The 16,820-nt window shown below is 35.1% G+C and carries 17 protein-coding genes and 1 tRNA gene; 9 read left to right on the top strand and 9 right to left on the bottom strand.

Going from position 1 to position 16,820, the window contains the following annotated elements; all coding sequences use genetic code 11:
* Window positions 1-41 precede the first annotated feature (41 nt).
* From INT39_RS03965 to INT39_RS03955, 3 genes are all read left to right on the top strand, one after another.
* On the top strand, window positions 42-455 hold the full coding sequence (locus INT39_RS03965; protein WP_193014225.1) for an ASCH domain-containing protein: 414 nt from the start codon (window positions 42-44) through the stop codon (window positions 453-455).
* 473 nt (window positions 456-928) lie between these two features.
* Window positions 929-1,099 (top strand): ribosome modulation factor, encoded by a 171-nt coding sequence (gene rmf / locus INT39_RS03960; protein ID WP_023581348.1) that lies wholly within the window; start codon window positions 929-931, stop codon window positions 1,097-1,099.
* A gap of 880 nt (window positions 1,100-1,979) precedes the next feature.
* Complete coding sequence (locus INT39_RS03955) at window positions 1,980-2,471, top strand: hypothetical protein (protein ID WP_193014226.1); 492 nt, start codon at window positions 1,980-1,982, stop codon at window positions 2,469-2,471.
* Between the two features lie 117 nt (window positions 2,472-2,588).
* Here the strand turns inward: INT39_RS03955 and fabA are convergent, their stop codons facing one another.
* On the bottom strand, window positions 2,589-3,107 hold the full coding sequence (fabA, locus tag INT39_RS03950; RefSeq protein WP_023581351.1) for a bifunctional 3-hydroxydecanoyl-ACP dehydratase/trans-2-decenoyl-ACP isomerase: 519 nt from the start codon (window positions 3,105-3,107) through the stop codon (window positions 2,589-2,591).
* 83 nt (window positions 3,108-3,190) lie between these two features.
* Window positions 3,191-4,933, bottom strand: a complete 1,743-nt coding sequence (locus INT39_RS03945; protein WP_193014227.1) for an AAA family ATPase — start codon at window positions 4,931-4,933, stop codon at window positions 3,191-3,193.
* 360 nt (window positions 4,934-5,293) lie between these two features.
* On the opposite strand from INT39_RS03945, the gene matP reads away from it, so the two are divergent.
* Complete coding sequence (matP, locus tag INT39_RS03940; RefSeq protein ID WP_193014228.1) at window positions 5,294-5,755, top strand: macrodomain Ter protein MatP; 462 nt, start codon at window positions 5,294-5,296, stop codon at window positions 5,753-5,755.
* Window positions 5,756-6,013: 258 nt separating this feature from the next.
* Here matP and ompA read toward each other — a convergent pair whose 3' ends face one another.
* Entirely contained in the window at window positions 6,014-7,105 is a 1,092-nt protein-coding gene (gene ompA, locus INT39_RS03935) for a porin OmpA (RefSeq protein ID WP_193014229.1), read from the bottom strand.
* 349 nt (window positions 7,106-7,454) lie between these two features.
* Window positions 7,455-8,006 carry an SOS-induced cell division inhibitor SulA gene (gene sulA / locus INT39_RS03930; RefSeq protein WP_193014230.1) on the bottom strand — a complete coding sequence of 184 codons (552 nt, stop codon included), beginning with the start codon at window positions 8,004-8,006 and terminating at the stop codon, window positions 7,455-7,457.
* A 231-nt stretch (window positions 8,007-8,237) separates the two neighbouring features.
* On the opposite strand from sulA, the gene INT39_RS03925 reads away from it, so the two are divergent.
* Window positions 8,238-8,843, top strand: a complete 606-nt coding sequence (locus tag INT39_RS03925; protein ID WP_193014231.1) for a TfoX/Sxy family DNA transformation protein — start codon at window positions 8,238-8,240, stop codon at window positions 8,841-8,843.
* A 72-nt stretch (window positions 8,844-8,915) separates the two neighbouring features.
* Here the strand turns inward: INT39_RS03925 and yccS are convergent, their stop codons facing one another.
* Entirely contained in the window at window positions 8,916-11,084 is a 2,169-nt protein-coding gene (gene yccS, locus INT39_RS03920) for a YccS family putative transporter (RefSeq protein WP_193014232.1), read from the bottom strand.
* 115 nt (window positions 11,085-11,199) lie between these two features.
* On the opposite strand from yccS, the gene helD reads away from it, so the two are divergent.
* Window positions 11,200-13,251: a DNA helicase IV gene (helD, locus tag INT39_RS03915; RefSeq protein ID WP_193014233.1), complete on the top strand. Its 2,052-nt coding sequence runs from the start codon at window positions 11,200-11,202 to the stop codon at window positions 13,249-13,251.
* A 2-nt stretch (window positions 13,252-13,253) separates the two neighbouring features.
* Here the strand turns inward: helD and INT39_RS03910 are convergent, their stop codons facing one another.
* Window positions 13,254-13,712, bottom strand: a complete 459-nt coding sequence (locus tag INT39_RS03910; protein ID WP_193014234.1) for a methylglyoxal synthase — start codon at window positions 13,710-13,712, stop codon at window positions 13,254-13,256.
* 137 nt (window positions 13,713-13,849) lie between these two features.
* On the opposite strand from INT39_RS03910, the gene INT39_RS03905 reads away from it, so the two are divergent.
* On the top strand, window positions 13,850-14,263 hold the full coding sequence (locus INT39_RS03905) for a CoA-binding protein (protein WP_193014235.1): 414 nt from the start codon (window positions 13,850-13,852) through the stop codon (window positions 14,261-14,263).
* 80 nt (window positions 14,264-14,343) lie between these two features.
* Here the strand turns inward: INT39_RS03905 and hspQ are convergent, their stop codons facing one another.
* Window positions 14,344-14,664 (bottom strand): heat shock protein HspQ, encoded by a 321-nt coding sequence (gene hspQ, locus INT39_RS03900; protein ID WP_193014236.1) that lies wholly within the window; start codon window positions 14,662-14,664, stop codon window positions 14,344-14,346.
* Between the two features lie 197 nt (window positions 14,665-14,861).
* Between hspQ and INT39_RS03895 the strand changes: the two genes are divergently transcribed.
* Window positions 14,862-15,143, top strand: coding sequence for an acylphosphatase (locus tag INT39_RS03895; RefSeq protein ID WP_193014237.1), 282 nt, complete (start codon window positions 14,862-14,864; stop codon window positions 15,141-15,143).
* A gap of 48 nt (window positions 15,144-15,191) precedes the next feature.
* Here the strand turns inward: INT39_RS03895 and tusE are convergent, their stop codons facing one another.
* Window positions 15,192-15,521: a sulfurtransferase TusE gene (tusE, locus tag INT39_RS03890; protein WP_193014238.1), complete on the bottom strand. Its 330-nt coding sequence runs from the start codon at window positions 15,519-15,521 to the stop codon at window positions 15,192-15,194.
* A 182-nt stretch (window positions 15,522-15,703) separates the two neighbouring features.
* Between tusE and INT39_RS03885 the strand changes: the two genes are divergently transcribed.
* Window positions 15,704-15,791: transfer RNA gene (locus INT39_RS03885), tRNA-Ser, on the top strand.
* A gap of 331 nt (window positions 15,792-16,122) precedes the next feature.
* Here INT39_RS03885 and INT39_RS03880 read toward each other — a convergent pair.
* Window positions 16,123-16,566 carry a hypothetical protein gene (locus INT39_RS03880; protein WP_193014239.1) on the bottom strand — a complete coding sequence of 148 codons (444 nt, stop codon included), beginning with the start codon at window positions 16,564-16,566 and terminating at the stop codon, window positions 16,123-16,125.
* Window positions 16,567-16,820 lie beyond the last annotated feature (254 nt).

The following is a 16,820-nucleotide window of genomic DNA, read 5'->3' as shown; positions in this document are numbered from 1 at the left end:
ATTGGGTTTTGTTTATTTAAAAAACAAAAAAAGGAAACAGTATGTTAGAAAGCCTTAAAAAGAAATATCCCACTGCGATCAGTTGGTCATTTGGGGATAATGCTCAGTTAGCGGATGAGCTTGCTATGCTGGTGGTAGAAGGAAAAAAAACGGCAACGTGTAGCTCATTAAATGGTTTTTTTAGTGACAGCGTTATTCCTGTTATTGGGGGCTTTAGCATTATTCTAAATAGTAAAAATGAGCCTATTTGTGTTATTCGAACACGTTCTTTGCAACTAATCCGATTTAATGAAGTCACCGAAGAATTGGCTAAGAGAGAAGGCGAAGGGGATTTAAGTTTGGCATATTGGCAAGAAGGACATAAAGCCTTCTTTAATCGAGAAGGTCATTTTTCAGAAGATATGGAGTTGGTATTTGAAGAGTTTGAATTAATAGAAGTATGTAAGTGGTGTTAATAGCCTATTTTATTTTCAATAATAGCTAATTCCTTAATAAAACAAAGGTAATTAAAAAGAGTTTTCTACAAAAAAATAAAAATAGAGCAAAAAGTTATATTTATAAACCAAGTCTTATATTGACATAATTTTAAATTAAAACATCATTTTGTCTTACTTGATTTTTTGGTTTTATGAAATGAAAATGGAAAAAATATTTTTTGTTTCTTTATTGTTTTAAAATATCAATAGGTTATATTTATCTGCAATGTAACTTATTAAAAAACTAGATAATATTTTAATAAAAACATTAAATAAAATAAATGATAACAATAGTTATTAAACTTGCGGTTGGCTCAATATCACAAATATGACATTTGTATTAACTTCTTTACTTGCTTAAATGCTCAATAAAGCGTATCAATTTATAGTGGTTGTTGAAAAAACAATCATTATCTTTCCGCTTAAACTTAGAACGTGAGGGTTGTCTAGATATGAAAAGACAGAAACGAGATCGTTTAGCAAGAGCATTATCGAAAGGTTATCAAGCTGGTATGCAAGGTCGTTCAAAAGAACTTTGCCCTTATTTCGCCATTGATGCGCGTTCACATTGGCTTGGAGGTTGGCGACAGGCGATGGAAGATCGCCCGAGTCTGGTAAAATAAATAACCCGTCGTAGTGAAATAGATAATAGCTTATTTTTAGCTATATTAAATATTATCACTAAGATTTTACCGACAATCAAAACGAGGGTTATTTATATACATTCCTATGTACATATTGAGCATAGGACAATTTGAGTATAAATAACAAACGATTAATTTGGATATAAAAAAGGCTTACATATTTTGTAAGCCTTTTTACGTTATATTATCATTACTTTTTTAATTTTATTTCATGAAAATTTTTACGTAAGCGAAAACCATAAACAGTAAGAAAAATAGCAAGTATTGTATTGACGGAATTATATAGCCAATCAATTTTTTCTGAAGTAAACCAAGTTATAAAAGATGTAAATATCAAAAATATGCCACCATAAAACATAAAGTCTGCCTATTTTTTTAGATACTTTTCCTTTGTTAATCACTTATTTTCCTTAAATTTTCTTTTTATAAAAACTAATTTAACTTAAAGGTTTTCTTTTGATTTTTTAAATAATTTATATAAGTTTGGGCTATATAAACATAATGAGGTTATAGAAAAGCCTAAGATCCATTTTATATCGAATTGACTAGCATACATACAAATAAATATAATCAATAAAATCGTGAGACGATAGCCAATGGCTTTACAAAGAAAAAAAGTAAGTTCAATAAGAAAGCTAAAGAGTTCTACAATTGCGCTTATAATCATATCCATACGATTATTCCTTAACATAATCTACTTGTACTAAGTTGATATAAATTTTTAGTATCATATTTATTTATGATAAGAAAGCTCACTTAACTTAAGCTTATATTTATATATAAAATTCATTTACTAATTTAATGACACTATACATAGATTAATTTATTATAGCGACTTTTATTTACAAGGAAGACTTCAATGAAAAAACCAATCTCATTATGGATAATATTAATTGCTTTTACTTTTTTCACACTAGGGCAATTAATGTCTTCATTTACTAGTGTTTCGACTTTATTGAGTGTATTTATAAAAAATAGTGCGAATTTTAATTTAATAGCTTCTCTTTCTATATTGTGGAGTATGATACAAACTTTTTCACTCCCTACTTTATATGTTATTACACTTTTTGTTATTTTTATGAAGAAAGAAATAGCACCAATGATGCTGAAAATATTCTGGAGTATATCAATGTTTCCGATCACTATCGCAATAATAATTGGAATTCAAAATGCATTTGATAATACAAATGGTAGTAATCAAGCAGAAAATTCAGGTGAAGTATTAGGTGTTTTATTTTTAGCCGGTTTATTTGTTTATCTCACATATAGCTTATTTTTCTCTGCTAAAATTAAGCATCATTTTCAGTGTCTAAAAGATAAGCAATCGACGGTTTGTGTTGATAAAAACTGAATTGAATATGATCTGTTTTTTATAAAGAAAATAAATACACTGTTAGTGTAGATAAAAAAATACCGTGTACTTTATGTTACACGGTATTTTTATAATAGATTCGGATTATTATCGAACTTAGAATGCAGTTGTATCTTTAAATAAGCCAACTTTTAAGTCTTTTGCTTCATAAATCAGCTTACCATCAACATACACTTCACCATCGGCAATACCCATAATCAGTTTACGATTGATAACACGCTTGAAATCAATTTTATAGGTAACTTTTTTTGCTGTTGGTAATATTTGTCCGGTAAATTTAACTTCGCCTACACCGAGTGCGCGGCCTTTACCTTCACCACCAAGCCAACCAAGATAGAAGCCAACAAGTTGCCACATAGCATCAAGGCCTAAGCAACCTGGCATTACTGGATCATTGACAAAGTGACAGTCAAAAAACCATAAATCTGGCTTGATATCGAATTCTGCTTCGATAAAGCCTTTATTATGGGTGCCGCCATCTTCCGTCATTTTAATGATGCGATCCATCATTAGCATATTACCCGATGGCAGTGGTGGGCCATCTTGGCCAAATAATTCACCACGGCCTGAAGCAATGAGGTCTTCTTTAGAATAAGATTCGCGTTTATCAACCATTGTCTATATAGCCTTTATCATGTGTAAGTCAACAGAATAGCTTACACTTGTACGCTGAACAACTCCGATCACTTGAAACAGAATTATCTGAATAACCGTAAGAACCAAGGTAACTTAGGTCTATCTTGGTTATTTGCAAGTGTTATACGGTCATGAATAACAGCTAACAGGTGTGCGTCAGATTGTTCTGGTTCGCCTTGTTCTTCATAATATGGCTGACGAGTCAGTAGCATTATTGCTTCTGCTACATGGGTTACGGGCCAAATATGAAATTTCTCTTCTTTTACTGCCTGTTGTACATTTTCATTTAGCACAAGATGACGAATATTCGCAAGAGGGATAATGACACCTTGTGATCCGGTTAATCCTCTTTGTTGGCAAATATCAAAGAAGCCTTCGATTTTTTGGTTTACGCCACCAATCGGTTGAACCTGACCAAATTGATCAACAGCACCAGTTACAGCAATTTGTTGGTCAATGGGGTGCAGTGCAAGCGTACTAATTAATGCACATAATTCAGCCAGAGAGGCGCTATCACCATCAACTTCACCATATGATTGCTCAAAAACAATAGAAGCGCTAAATGGCTGTGGTTGGTCTAAACGTAACTCTGAGTTTAAGTAAGCTTGCATAATCATCATCCCTTTAGCATGAAGATTACCACCAAGCTCTGCTTTTCGCTCAACATCCGTAAATTCGCCATCACCAATATGAGCAACACAGGTAATACGAGTGGGTTCACCAATTAAATCAGGATAACCAGGATAATCTAAGACAGAAAGCCCATTGATTTGACCAACAGCTTCGCCTTCTGTTTGTATCATAATTTGATCTTGTAGAATTTCATCACGGCTACGTTCTAATAGATAACTATGCCGCCATAAGCGATTTTCTTCAGCTTTTTTTAATGCATCAGCATTTAGATAAGCATCATGATTAAAACGCATAGCGTAACGAAGTTGACGTAAGATCCATTCTAAATCTAAGCTCAATATCAGCTGATCTTCATGTTGTCTTGCCGCTTGTGTTAACAACACTTCCCATGCATCGGCTGATAAAGAAGGGAGGTGATATTTTTGGCATAATGTATTCACAAAACCGCACCACTGAGAAAGTGCATTTTCGTCTTCTAAATACATGTCATATTCATATTCGCCATATAAAGCATTACTACTAAACTCGGGTTCCATAAACTCAAGTTCTTCAAGACTGAGTCTATCACCAACTAGAATAACGCGCAGATTGAGAGGCATGCTTTCAATGGGCAAAGGTAAGGATTGATTATCATTCCAAACTAACCATTCAAAACGTTGTTCTTCAACCATTTTTTTAAGGCGGAACCACATTAATGGTTGTGCTAATAAAGATTTAATAGAGAGAACTAAGACGCCACCATTCACTTTATGCAGTAAACCGGGGCTCACAGTGACTTCATTCTTATGGTAATAAAATGAGCCAAAAAGTTGTTCGGGTTCTATCCACTGGCAGCAAGTAATGGATTCTGATGATGAAAATGCACCTTGTACATTTTCTTGCCAATAGAGTTTATTTGATTCTGCTTGATAAGCACCAACAACTGGATAGGTTTTGATTTCTGATTGTGTCAATGTATCAGTCAGCATATCAAAATACGCAGCAGAATCATCGGCTTTAAGCAGCATAAATTGACCTGAATCTGCATTATTTAGCCATTGTAGGCTTTCATACAGGCGAGGTTGAACCTCACGAAGTAGAGATGCAGGTAATTGAGATGCTGTTTGAAAGAAAGTCTGATAGGAGGCGTAATTAGGGCGTAACGCCTGCCATTCTAATTCGTTGTTTTTCAAGGTTACCGTTTTTATTATTGGTTAGTGAAAAGAGATTTATTTAGATACCGTATAGCGATATCTATCCTGCAATAAGACGGTTCTTTAACTGTCATCAACTGCGTAGGCAGGGAATATGTATTGCTACTACTTATAACAACAAGCTAATAAATAGCCATTATGGTTTTAGGGTAGCGACGCTCGATTCTATCATAATGTGCTCAGAAAACTATCCCTTATCAAATCTTGTTATTAATTGATAAAAAAGATTATCTAAAATAACTTCGCCTATAAAATAGGCTAAAAATTTCGGTTCAGTGGCAGTATTTTTGTAAAATTGTTGATAAACTACTATATAGTTACGTTGTCACGGGGGTTTGTATGAAATATCAACAATTAGAGAACCTAGAATGCGGCTGGAAATGGGCCTATCTAGTAAAAAAACACCGTGAAGGTGAATTAATTACCCGTTATATTGAAAAAAGTGCGGCTGATGAAGTGGTTGAGAAATTGTTACTTATCGAATCACAACCATCAAAAGTAATAGAGTGGATAGACTTACATATAAATCCTGAGTTATCAAATAGGATGAAACAAACTATCAGGGCCCGTAGAAAACGTTATTTTAATGCAGAGCATCAGCATACACGTAAAAAATCTATCGATTTAACATTTAAGGTTTGGCAACGTTTATCGGCTTTATCTCAGCGTCGGGGAATAACATTATCAGAGACGATAGTGCAATTAATTGAAGATGCTGAACGCAAAGAACAATATGCACTCAAAGTACATAGTTTAAAAGATGGATTAATTGAGTTACTAGAACGAGATAAAGGTAAATAAATAATATTTTCTTTTGGTTAATTGAGGTTTATTTTTATCCTCAATTTTTATTGTAATATTTCATACCTACTTTACTCAGTACGCGTTATCTCCCTGTTCGTCAGGGCGTAGGGGATTAAATCTTACCTACCGTTATACAACAATTCTCTTGTATCTTGGTTTATATCTCTTTATTTCATATACCTATACCCATAAAGAAAAACCCTGCCATTGGCAGGGTTTTGAATTCATCAACAGTAGATTAATCTACTATCTGAATTATTTACCAGGTTGAACAACAACTTCAGTTGTACCTTGGATTTCGATTTCAACACGACGGTCTGGCGCTAAGCAATCGATCAGAGCTGAACGAGCTTTAACGTTGTCACAGGTGTTGCCAGTAACTGGATTTTCTTTACCACGACCTTCTGCAGAGATGCTGTTTGCAGGGATACCTTTAGAAACCAGGTAATCAACTACAGATTGAGCACGTTTTTCTGACAGAGGCAGGTTATAGTTTTGTGAACCGATACGGTCAGTGTAACCGATAACAACGACACGACCTTGAGTTGGGTCGATGTTAGCCAGTTCAGAATACAGACCATTCAGAGCATCTTGACCTTCAGCTTTCAGAGTTGATTTGTTGAAGTTAAACAAAACGTCTGAACGCAGAGTAAAGGTTTTGTTCTCAACAACTGGTGCTGGCGCGACAACTGGTGCTGGCGCTACAACTGGTGCTGGCGTTTCTTGGTTGAAACGGTAAGCAACACCAACACTCAGCATGCCGTTGTCTGGACGTGCATTCAGAGTACCTTTATCACCGATGTTGTTGATCCATTGATATTCAACACGGGTAGCGATGTTTGGAGTAATCGCATATTCAGTACCTAATGCAAACACTGGAGAAACACCAGTATCGTTATTAGAAAAACGTTCTTGAGCTGGAGATGCTGAAGTTGCGTTTTTAGTTGCAGATGAATCTGCACGCCATACCATACCACCTAAACGTGTATAAACGTCTAAGTCTTCCATTACTGGATAGCTTAATTTAGTGGTTAATTGGACACCTTGTGCACGGAATGCGCCGTTATCATATGAACCTTTGTAAGTCATACGACCTAACCAATCATAACCCAGTTCAAAACCTAAGTATTGGTTGTACTGATAACCAGCAAATGCACCTGCACCTAACTGATCACGGTGAGTGTTACCGTTACCGATAGAAGTATCACCGAAATGATTACTTGTACCTTGGTATTGAGACCAACCTAATTTACCACCGGTATACCAGGTATTGTCTTTTGGAGCTGCTTGCGCTGCAGTTGCGAAAGCTGCCACTGCCACTGCTAATGCGATAGCTGTCTTTTTCATTTTTACGCCTCGTTATCATCCAAGTTAGGCATTTGGCTTTAAGCCTTATTATTTGCCCTTGGTTAAATTATTGTTAGGAATCCAATGCTTTCATCAAATGATGATCCCAAAAAATGGGATTTAAAGCATAACCTTAACGACATAAAGTCTACAATGAACTTAAAAAGTTACAAGTAATCCTTTAAAATTCGACTTAAAATTTTAAAAAGATCTGCCTTATTCCACAATGGGGAAGATTCTGTATTTTTGTTAAATTTATTGTAACTCTATGATTTAGGTTATAAATACTTTTAACTTATCTTAAATGATATAAGGGTGTTTTGAGTATTAGGAAAACTCTTAAATTTCACTAATGGTAGTGAATTGAATGAATTTTTACGGAATTTAAATGTCGTTTAGGTGTATTAGTACTTTCTAAATGGATATTTGCGTTGATTTGCTGTCGCATAATAAAGCCGAGAGTTTTACCTTTGCTGGCAGCCTGTTCTAATTTTTTCATCTCTTCTGGTGATATTTCGGGTAGCCAACCTAAAACAACACTGTAATTACCACTCATTAATGCTTTTTCCATTAAATCGACCGTAGTTATCATATTGATATGATTTAATTGAATTATTTTATTAAGTGGCAAACCTGCTTTTTTTAGCCAAGAGCGATTTAGTTTTTGTTGTGGATTAAGCCACAGTAACCAACGTGATTCATGACTATACTGTTTCAGTAATGGCAACAAAATATGATTAATGACGAGTGGGTTTTGATAGAGAAGTTCACTCACCATACCTTGTTTATTATCATTCTCAGAGATAGTCTTTATTAAAGGGATAGATAGAGGCAATACCTCGTTCGAGATCTCTTGGAGAATAGTATTTTGTCTTGTCGGAGATGATGTTGAGATTTTCATGGTTACCTCGTTCTAATATATACTGTATGAATATACAGTATCCCTAAATTTCGCTTAAATCAAGATCAATTTTTTGAAAGTTCCTCTCAAATTTTATGTAAATTCCCCTTTTCTAACGGTTAACTATTGGCAATAAAAAGGAAAGTCTTTATTGTCCCCTTGTAATATCTACTTGCATGTTTTTGAATTCAAAGATAAAAAATTAATATCAATAGTGTTATTGGAGTTTTAATGTCATTTTTACCTGAGCAAAGGAACGCTCATTTATTATCGCGTATTGCGAAATATGGAGAGTTAACAACGAAGTCTCAATTTGGTGGTGTTAGTTTAATGATTGATGACGTTATGTTTGCTATCACAACAGATAACGAACTTTATCTGAAAGGAAGTGGTTTTTTAGAGACGCTCTATAAGGCAACAAAAATGGAAGCCTATGTCTACCTAAAGAAAGGGAGCCCTATCACATTACGTTATTATCAAATAACAGATACTTTATGGGAGAATCAGCAAAAATTGGATCAATATATTGATCTGTCATATCACTACAGTATTCAAGAGTATTTAGGTCAACGAAAAAGGCCTTGCCGCATAAAGGACTTACCTAACCTTGGCGTTATATTAGAGAAGAAACTGAATCAAATAGGTATTAATAAAGTTGAAGAACTTCGCTTGATAGGTGCGAAAGCGTGTTATTTAAAGCTAATACATAGCCATCATTTAAAAAATAGTGAACTCTTATTGTCATTGGCTGGTGCAATAGTGGGATGTCATCGTTCAGTATTACCAAATCAGCTTAAAACTGAGCTATTAGATTGGTATAACGAATTGTCTTTTTAGTCAGAAAAATAAAGGATTGCTATTTTCTCTAATGTCCTTATAGGGATTAGAGAAAATAGCATCAATTAATCATTAAACTGGTGGTTGAGATAGGCTATTAAGTTCACCTTGCTCAATAATTTGGATACAGTTAATGATTTGTGGTAGTAAATCTAACAATAATCGAATTTGAGTTAGTATTAATTGAATACGACCATCATCTGCGTTAGGAAATGTATTGATCCTTTCAATCAATTCTACATGAGATTGTTTAAAAGCCTTATCTTGCGGTGTTTTACGCCGTAAAGCAGAATCAATATAACAGACAGTATCATTAAGCAGAGCAAGTACGTTTTCATTTTCTATTTTAGAACGGTGAACACCCAATGCGGAAATATAGCTGAGCAGGGTATGATTCAAACAGAGTAATTGAAAAGCTGCTTCTTGAGAGGCTTGATAACTTTTAGGTTCTGATGACATATTTGAAATTAGTGATGCTAATTCGCCATCACTGCTATGAGCATTACGCCGAGCAACTCGATAACCCAAGCTATTATCTTTCCCTTGATAATATTGAATGAGGATAGCATCAAGGTAATAACAGTTATTGGTCATTGTTTTTTGAATAACTAAAGGCAGTTGGCGGAATTTCCAATCGGGCCAAATAAAGCTGACAGCAAACCAGGCAATTGCACAACCAATTAAGGTATCAATAATACGAGGAAGGGCAACATCATAACCCTCGCCCAGTAAATTGAAGCTCAACAAGACTAATAAGGTAATAAAGAGTGTGGCATGTGCATATTGTATCGTTCTAAATGCGAAGAAAAGGGTACCTGTTATCACAATCAAAACTAACTGCCCTTCAATTGAAGGAACAAAATATAAGATAGGAAAACCGATTAAAATGCCAATAATGGTACCACTGACACGTAATGTTAAACGCCGGCGAGTGGCATTGTAGTTTGGTTGGCAAACAAACAAGCTGGTTAATAATATCCAATAGCCTCTGTCTAATTGGAAAAATTGAATAACGGCATAACCAATACAGAGCACTAATGACATTCTAACGGCATGCCTAAAAAGAGCCGATTTAGGCGTGAGATGTTCTTTTATTCTTAATGCAATATCTCGCCACCCTGTTAAACCATCATCAGAAAGTTGAGTTTCTTCTTTTTGATCATGTGATATTTGGTACTGCTCTGTACTAATGCTTCGTAAAAGCGCATCAATGCCTTGAAGATTTTGTAATAAATTATTTAAAGGCGTCATTAATTGTGGTTCTGATGTCGTATTTTTTAAATGACTTAATGCATTTTCTAAATAATTAATAGAGCGTTCAAGTGCGGGGTTATGTTGATATTTTTTATGCCAAAGAATGGATTGGGCTACTTGTTCACAAGCTCTTGCTTGCATAGACAGTAAACGTTGAAAACGAAAAAGCACATCACTATGGCGTAATTCATTACTTAGTAGCTGATACTGAACATGGGATGAACTGGCTCTTTCATGAATATCTTGAGCCACAAAATAATAGTGAAGTGTAAAGCGGCTACTGCGCTGGCCTCTATCACCTTTTAAGCGGCTTAATAATGCGACTTTAGTTTGATTCATAGTATCAATGAGCTGGCTATTTGCCATTGCTAAACTATAAAGCGAATGTTGATAATCGTCTTCAATATCTGGATCAAATAAAGTGGCTTTAGCTTCAAGGTATGTCGCAAGCTGTTGGTAGCATCGGGTTAAATTATCTTGAACAGGTCGGATGGGGAATAATAAATGACCAATTAAAGTGAGTACGTTATACCAAATTGCCCCTAATAACAGTAAAACAGGTTGTTCATACCATTCTGGAAAAATAGGCATTCCTAGCATGGTATAAATAGCGATTAGTAAAGCACCAAAAGCAATTGTGGCATAACGTTGCCCTAAAGCCCCGAGTAAAATAAATCCCCAAGTAGAAATTGCTAAACCCAAAAAGAATAAAATTGGGTATGGATAAAGCAATCCTATTGATGCCGAAGCAAGTAGAAAGCAGCATAAAGTAATGACAAGGTTTTTTAAGCGACCAACAAGCCTGTCATCTAAGTCAGTTAGTGCCGCCGCAACCACACCTAAAGTGAGTGGTATGGTATATTTCGGCTCTTGCCCTAAAACCCAAGGAAACAAAGTCGTTCCCGTAAGTGCGATTATTATGCGAATATAATAGAGAAAGTGGCTATTATAGATAAATCGGCGGGCGCCATTTAGCAAAGTAAACACAAAAAGCCCTTAAATAAACAAAATGAAGATAATTACCTCTTAGAATATAGGGTTTATCACCGATTAAAAAGAGCCTAACAACAGACTATTTGTTATTTATTGTAGGAATTACAGTATGGAACTGAAATCCACCCCAATGGGACAACGTTTAGCACAACATCCTTATAATAGCGTCAAATTGTTAAATGCAGGCATTGAAGTCAGCGGTGAAAAACATCAATATTTAATTCCTTTTAACGAGTTGATTAATATTTTCTGTAAAAAGGGAATTGTATGGGGTGAATTAGAATTTTTACTTCCTGAAGATAAAGTTGTTCGATTACATGGAACAGATTGGGAAGAAACTCAGCAATTTTATCGTTACCTTTACCAAACATGGCAAAATTGGAGTAAAGAAATGAGCGAAATAAGCGCTCAAGTTCTTGAGAAACAACTCCAGAATATCGCTGAAATCACACAATCAAATAAATGGATAAAGCAATCCCATTTGAGTGAAATTCAACAATCCATTAAAGAGAGTTTTTCTGCACTGCCTCTTCCACTTGAACGTCTCACTCAATTTGATCATTGCCAAGCACTTTATCACCAATGTTTAGAATGGCTAAAACAGGGTGATCAGCTTATTAATAAAGAAAATTCTGCATGGATAACACAAATGCTAAATGCGCATACGGAATTTTTTAATACCATTGAATCATCTCCACTAAATGAATCACAATGTCGCGCAGTTATTAATGGTGAAGAAAATATTTTAGTTTTAGCCGGTGCGGGAAGTGGTAAAACATCAGTATTAGTGGCAAGGGTTGGCTGGTTACTGCGCCGTCATTTAGCTCAACCTGATCAAATTTTATTACTGGCTTTTGGTCGTAAAGCCGCGCAAGAAATGAATGAACGGCTTTCATCACGTTTAAATGTTGATATTATGGCAAAAACGTTTCACGCTCTAGCATTATCGATTATTCAACAAGCGACCAAAAAACAACCTAAAATTAGTGAGCTTGAAATAAACAGTGAAAAAAGAAGGGCATTATTATTAGGTGAATGGCGAAATCAGTGCCAGCAGAAAAAAGCACAAGCAAAAGGATGGCGAGAGTGGTTATCTCAAGAATTTGAATGGGATATTCCAGAAGGTGAGTTTTGGCATGATAAAAAATTAGAAAATCAAATTGCGGTAAGATTAGAACGTTGGATTGGCTTATTAAGAATGCAGGGCGGTAGCCAAAAATTACTGATTGAAAGTGTACAATCTGAATATACTGAAATATTTAAAAAATATTTAAAATTATTAGCACCATTATTAAAAGCTTGGAAATCGGCATTAAAAGAAGAAGAGGCGATCGATTTTTCGGGCTTACTACATCAAGCTATCAGTCTTATTGAAAAAGGACGTTTTATAAGCCCATGGAAGCATATTCTTGTTGATGAATTCCAAGATATTTCTCCTCTTAGATCCTCATTATTAACGGCATTAAAACAACAAAATAAACAAACATCTTTATTTGCTGTAGGTGATGATTGGCAGGCTATTTATCGTTTTAGTGGTGCCGAGTTATTATTAACGACGTCTTTTCATCATATCTTTGGTGACGGTGCAGAATGCGCATTAGATACGACCTATCGTTTTAATGACACAATAGGGAATGTGGCAAATACGTTTATTCAACAAAACCCATCGCAATTATCTAAACCTTTAAATAGCTTAGTCAAAGGTAATAAAAAGGCAGTTGTGTTGCTAGCTGATGATCAGCTCGAAAGCTTATTAAATAAGATGAGTGGCTATGTCGGTGAAGATGAAACGATTCTTTTATTAGCCCGTTATCATTACTTGAAACCAGAATTATTAAAAAAAGCAAAGACACGTTGGCCTAATTTAAATTTAGAGTTTATGACATTTCATGCATCGAAAGGGCAACAAGCAGATTATGTGATCATTTTAGGCCTGCAAGAGGGAACAGATGCCTTTCCTGCCCCAGCAAGAGAATCAATTATTGAGTTAGCACTATTACCAAAAGTTGAAGATTATCCTAATGCAGAAGAAAGACGTTTGATGTATGTCGCATTAACAAGAGCGAAAAAACAAGTATGGCTGCTGTTTAATAAACAACAGCCATCCTGTTTTGTGTCAGAGCTAAAATCTCAAGGTGTTCCTATACAGCGAAAACCTTAGGATTATTTTAGTCTTTCTTTTAAGTAACCTTCGTAATCAGGAATTTTAATTATAGATTCTTGTGAGAACAGAGGTGATGAAATTAAGAAGTTTGCAGTTGCACGATTGGTTGCAACTGGAATATTCCACACTGTCGCTAAGCGCAGAAGCGCTTTTACATCCGGATCGTGTGGAACTGCATTTAACGGGTCCCAAAAGAAAATCATAATATCAATTTTCTTTTCAGCAATCATGGCACCTATTTGTTGATCACCCCCCATTGGGCCACTTAGCATTTGAGTAACAGAAAGGCCTGTGTGGTGATTAATTAAATTACCGGTGGTTCCGGTTGCAAATAACTTGTGTAGGGACAGTTGTTCACGATTATTTTCAACCCATTCCAGTAATGAGCTTTTACAGTGATCATGGGCAACAAGCGCGATATTTTTTTCTTTTAAGAGCGTGCGGTCAATTTGTTCCATTTGATACCTTTAAAAATAAATACAGTTATTGTTCCAGTTGTCAAAATACCTTTTTTTTATCTTATAAGCTATGAACGGATCAAGATACTATGATGTATCATAATATTTTCAATCTTCATGATGAACGGAGTAGGTAAATGGTGGACTCAGACATTTATGACATTTTAAGAAGTGTTAAAACAATCGCTCTTGTCGGCGCAAGCAATAAAGAAGATCGCCCAAGCTATAAGGTCATGAAATTCCTATTAGAACAAGGTTATGATGTTATCCCTGTGAATCCAAGCATGTCTGGGCAAACGTTGTTGGGTCAACAATGCTATACCTCATTACAAGATATTCCTGTTGCAATCGATATGGTTGATGTTTTTCGCCAGTCTTCTGTTGCATTAGAAATTGCAAAAGAAGCCATTGGAATTAAAGCTAAGGTATTATGGTTACAGATTGGTGTAATCAATGAGGAAGCTAAAGAATTAGCAGAGAAAGCAGGATTAAGAGTGGTTATGGATCGTTGTCCTAAAAAAGAAATAGAGGCTCATGGTCTTCCTTGGTAATGCACCTAAATAAAATCGCCGAAAATAAATTCGGCGATTATTGTTTGAGATTCAGATAGCATTCTAGCGAGATTATTAAATTAATTTCTTAATCGTGGTGCCTGTAATTGACTTCGAATAGATAATGATAATTCATCCAATGAGTCATTATCTAGATGCTCATCTGAAACTTCATAAGTTATCTGCGCTTCAGCAAGATAAGAATGAACAGGTTGCCCTTCATCATCTTCCATTACAACATGGTACCAAGGTGCTGCTCGCAAGGTCACATTAGATGCAATATCATCCTCATTAGGTTGATCAAGGGAATATTCAGCATCCACATCGACAACAACGCCTAAATAGCCGAGTAATTTATGTCTAACTTGCTGTCCTATCCCAAATTTGCTGGTGGTCATCATAGTATCACCTCCAAATAGCCTTGCATATTGGTTATATATATGAGGGCATAAAGTGAAATTTCAAGGATTTAAAAAAAATATAATCCTTTGCTTTCATTATGAATAAAGACCCTCACAAAATCAGATTATCTATTGTATAAAGAAAAGACAATAACCTGAACAGAATTTTTATTGTAAAAACACTACCAGGAGATCAAATGAGAATAGGTCGAGAATATATTATTCAAGGGCGTGTACAAGGTGTTGGTTTTCGTTTTTTTACTTATCAATGGATGAAAAGAAAACCAATAACAGGTTATGTTTGGAATCGTGATGACGGCAGTGTGGGAGTAAGAGCATTTGCGAAAGAAGATGCATTAAAAGAATTTGAAAGTTGGCTAGAAATGGGGGGGCCCAGAAGTGCCAAAATTACATTTTGGTCTGCGATAAACTGTGAATATGAACCAATGGCAGATTTTTCAATCCGCCATTATGAGTAATATAGTTTTTAATGATTTTTTAATTAGCTTTTATTAAAAGCTAATTTTTTAAATACATTTAACGGGTTTTGGTAAACCAGCCAGTTTTGTAGCCTGCTTCGCAGGGCCTTTAGGAAATAGACGATAAAGGTAACGACTATTGCCTTTCTCTTCGCCATATTTTTGTGCAAGGGCTTTTACCAGCATACGAATAGCAGGGGAGGTATTAAATTCTAAATAAAATTGGCGAACAAAGCGGATAATTTCCCAGTGTTGCTCCGTCAGTTCAATTTCTTCTATTTCAGCTAATGTAGGAACCATATCTTCGTTCCATTCATTGCTATTTTTTAGGTAACCGTGACTATCTGTCTCGATTTCTTTTCCGTTAAATACAAACATGCGCATTATGACCAATCAAAAATAATAGTGCTAATTTAGCAAAAATAAGGAAGATACCCAAGTAGAACCCATAAATCGTTGATAAATTAAGCCATTGACTTGTAATGCGTTTAATTTTACGGCAAACAGTACAATAAGGCCTTTACAATATAAGCCTAGGTGTTTATATTGCTCCCCATTGCGGAGGGGTGGCCGAGCGGCTGAAGGCAGCGGTCTTGAAAACCGCCGATGGGAAACCATCCGAGAGTTCGAATCTCTCCTCCTCCGCCATCTCATCATCTCCTAGCGTCTCCTGAAGTCTCCCAAATTCCAAGTAAATCAAGCATTCCAACAAAATCATTGTCTCCTGATGTCTCTTGAAAGCTCCATTTTTTGGGGTATAAATGGAAGATGTTATATCCCCCTTAATATTTAATCCCCCCAATATAAAACTAATAGTTAAGAAAATTAATAATAGTCAGTAATAAGAAAAAGGATAATGTAACACAACAATTATCTGGTTGAATTGACGCCAACAAAAAAATACATGAGGCGTTACCATAATGATTTGCATATTTGATCGTTCTTTATATGCAACACTGTGGCCAAATTGGTATTAATATTATTTTTCATTCTTTTTAACTTGAAGGTAATCCGTGAGAAATGCTTGTGCATTTCCTTCATGGGATATTCCTTCAGAGTAATTTACTGATATAGGTTGAGATTCTTCAGGTATGTACAGATTACCACAGCATTTATTCTCAATAATTAGAGCAACAAATTTATTGCCATTGATATTTATTGAGTATCGGGTATCTTTACTTGTTTTTTCGACCTGCATCTTCTGAATTTTTAAATTCCAGTCATGGTCAATACTTTCGATCTGCACTAATGCTTCATTCGCATTACGATCACCAATACGCAGAGTCCAAACAATCACCCCTTGTTGGCCTTTATAGGCAATAACATTATCTGCCACATCAGGGCGTTGTTCTGCATATGCGCTCCCGATTATGAAGGTAAATAATATAACGATTAAAGCCATTAATTTTTTATAACTAGTCATGTTCCTTTATCCTAATTTATTGTTATATATGTTTGTTATATAAATACCAACATCCTCTTGCTACGATGTTGATCATCATAATAGACTTATTTATTTTTAAATAGAGTACATGATTATTATTAGGATATTTCTTGTTTTGTTCTTGGCAAGATATTAATCAATTATTGTTAGGAAGAATAATATTAATTTTCAAATAAAAAAGTATAAAAAATAATATCATAAAGTTTGATACAGAGAAGCTACACTTCTCTGTA

It is taken from the genome of Pseudomonas sp. FME51 (genome assembly GCF_014897305.1).
This window is presented reverse-complemented; position numbering and strand designations above follow the sequence as displayed.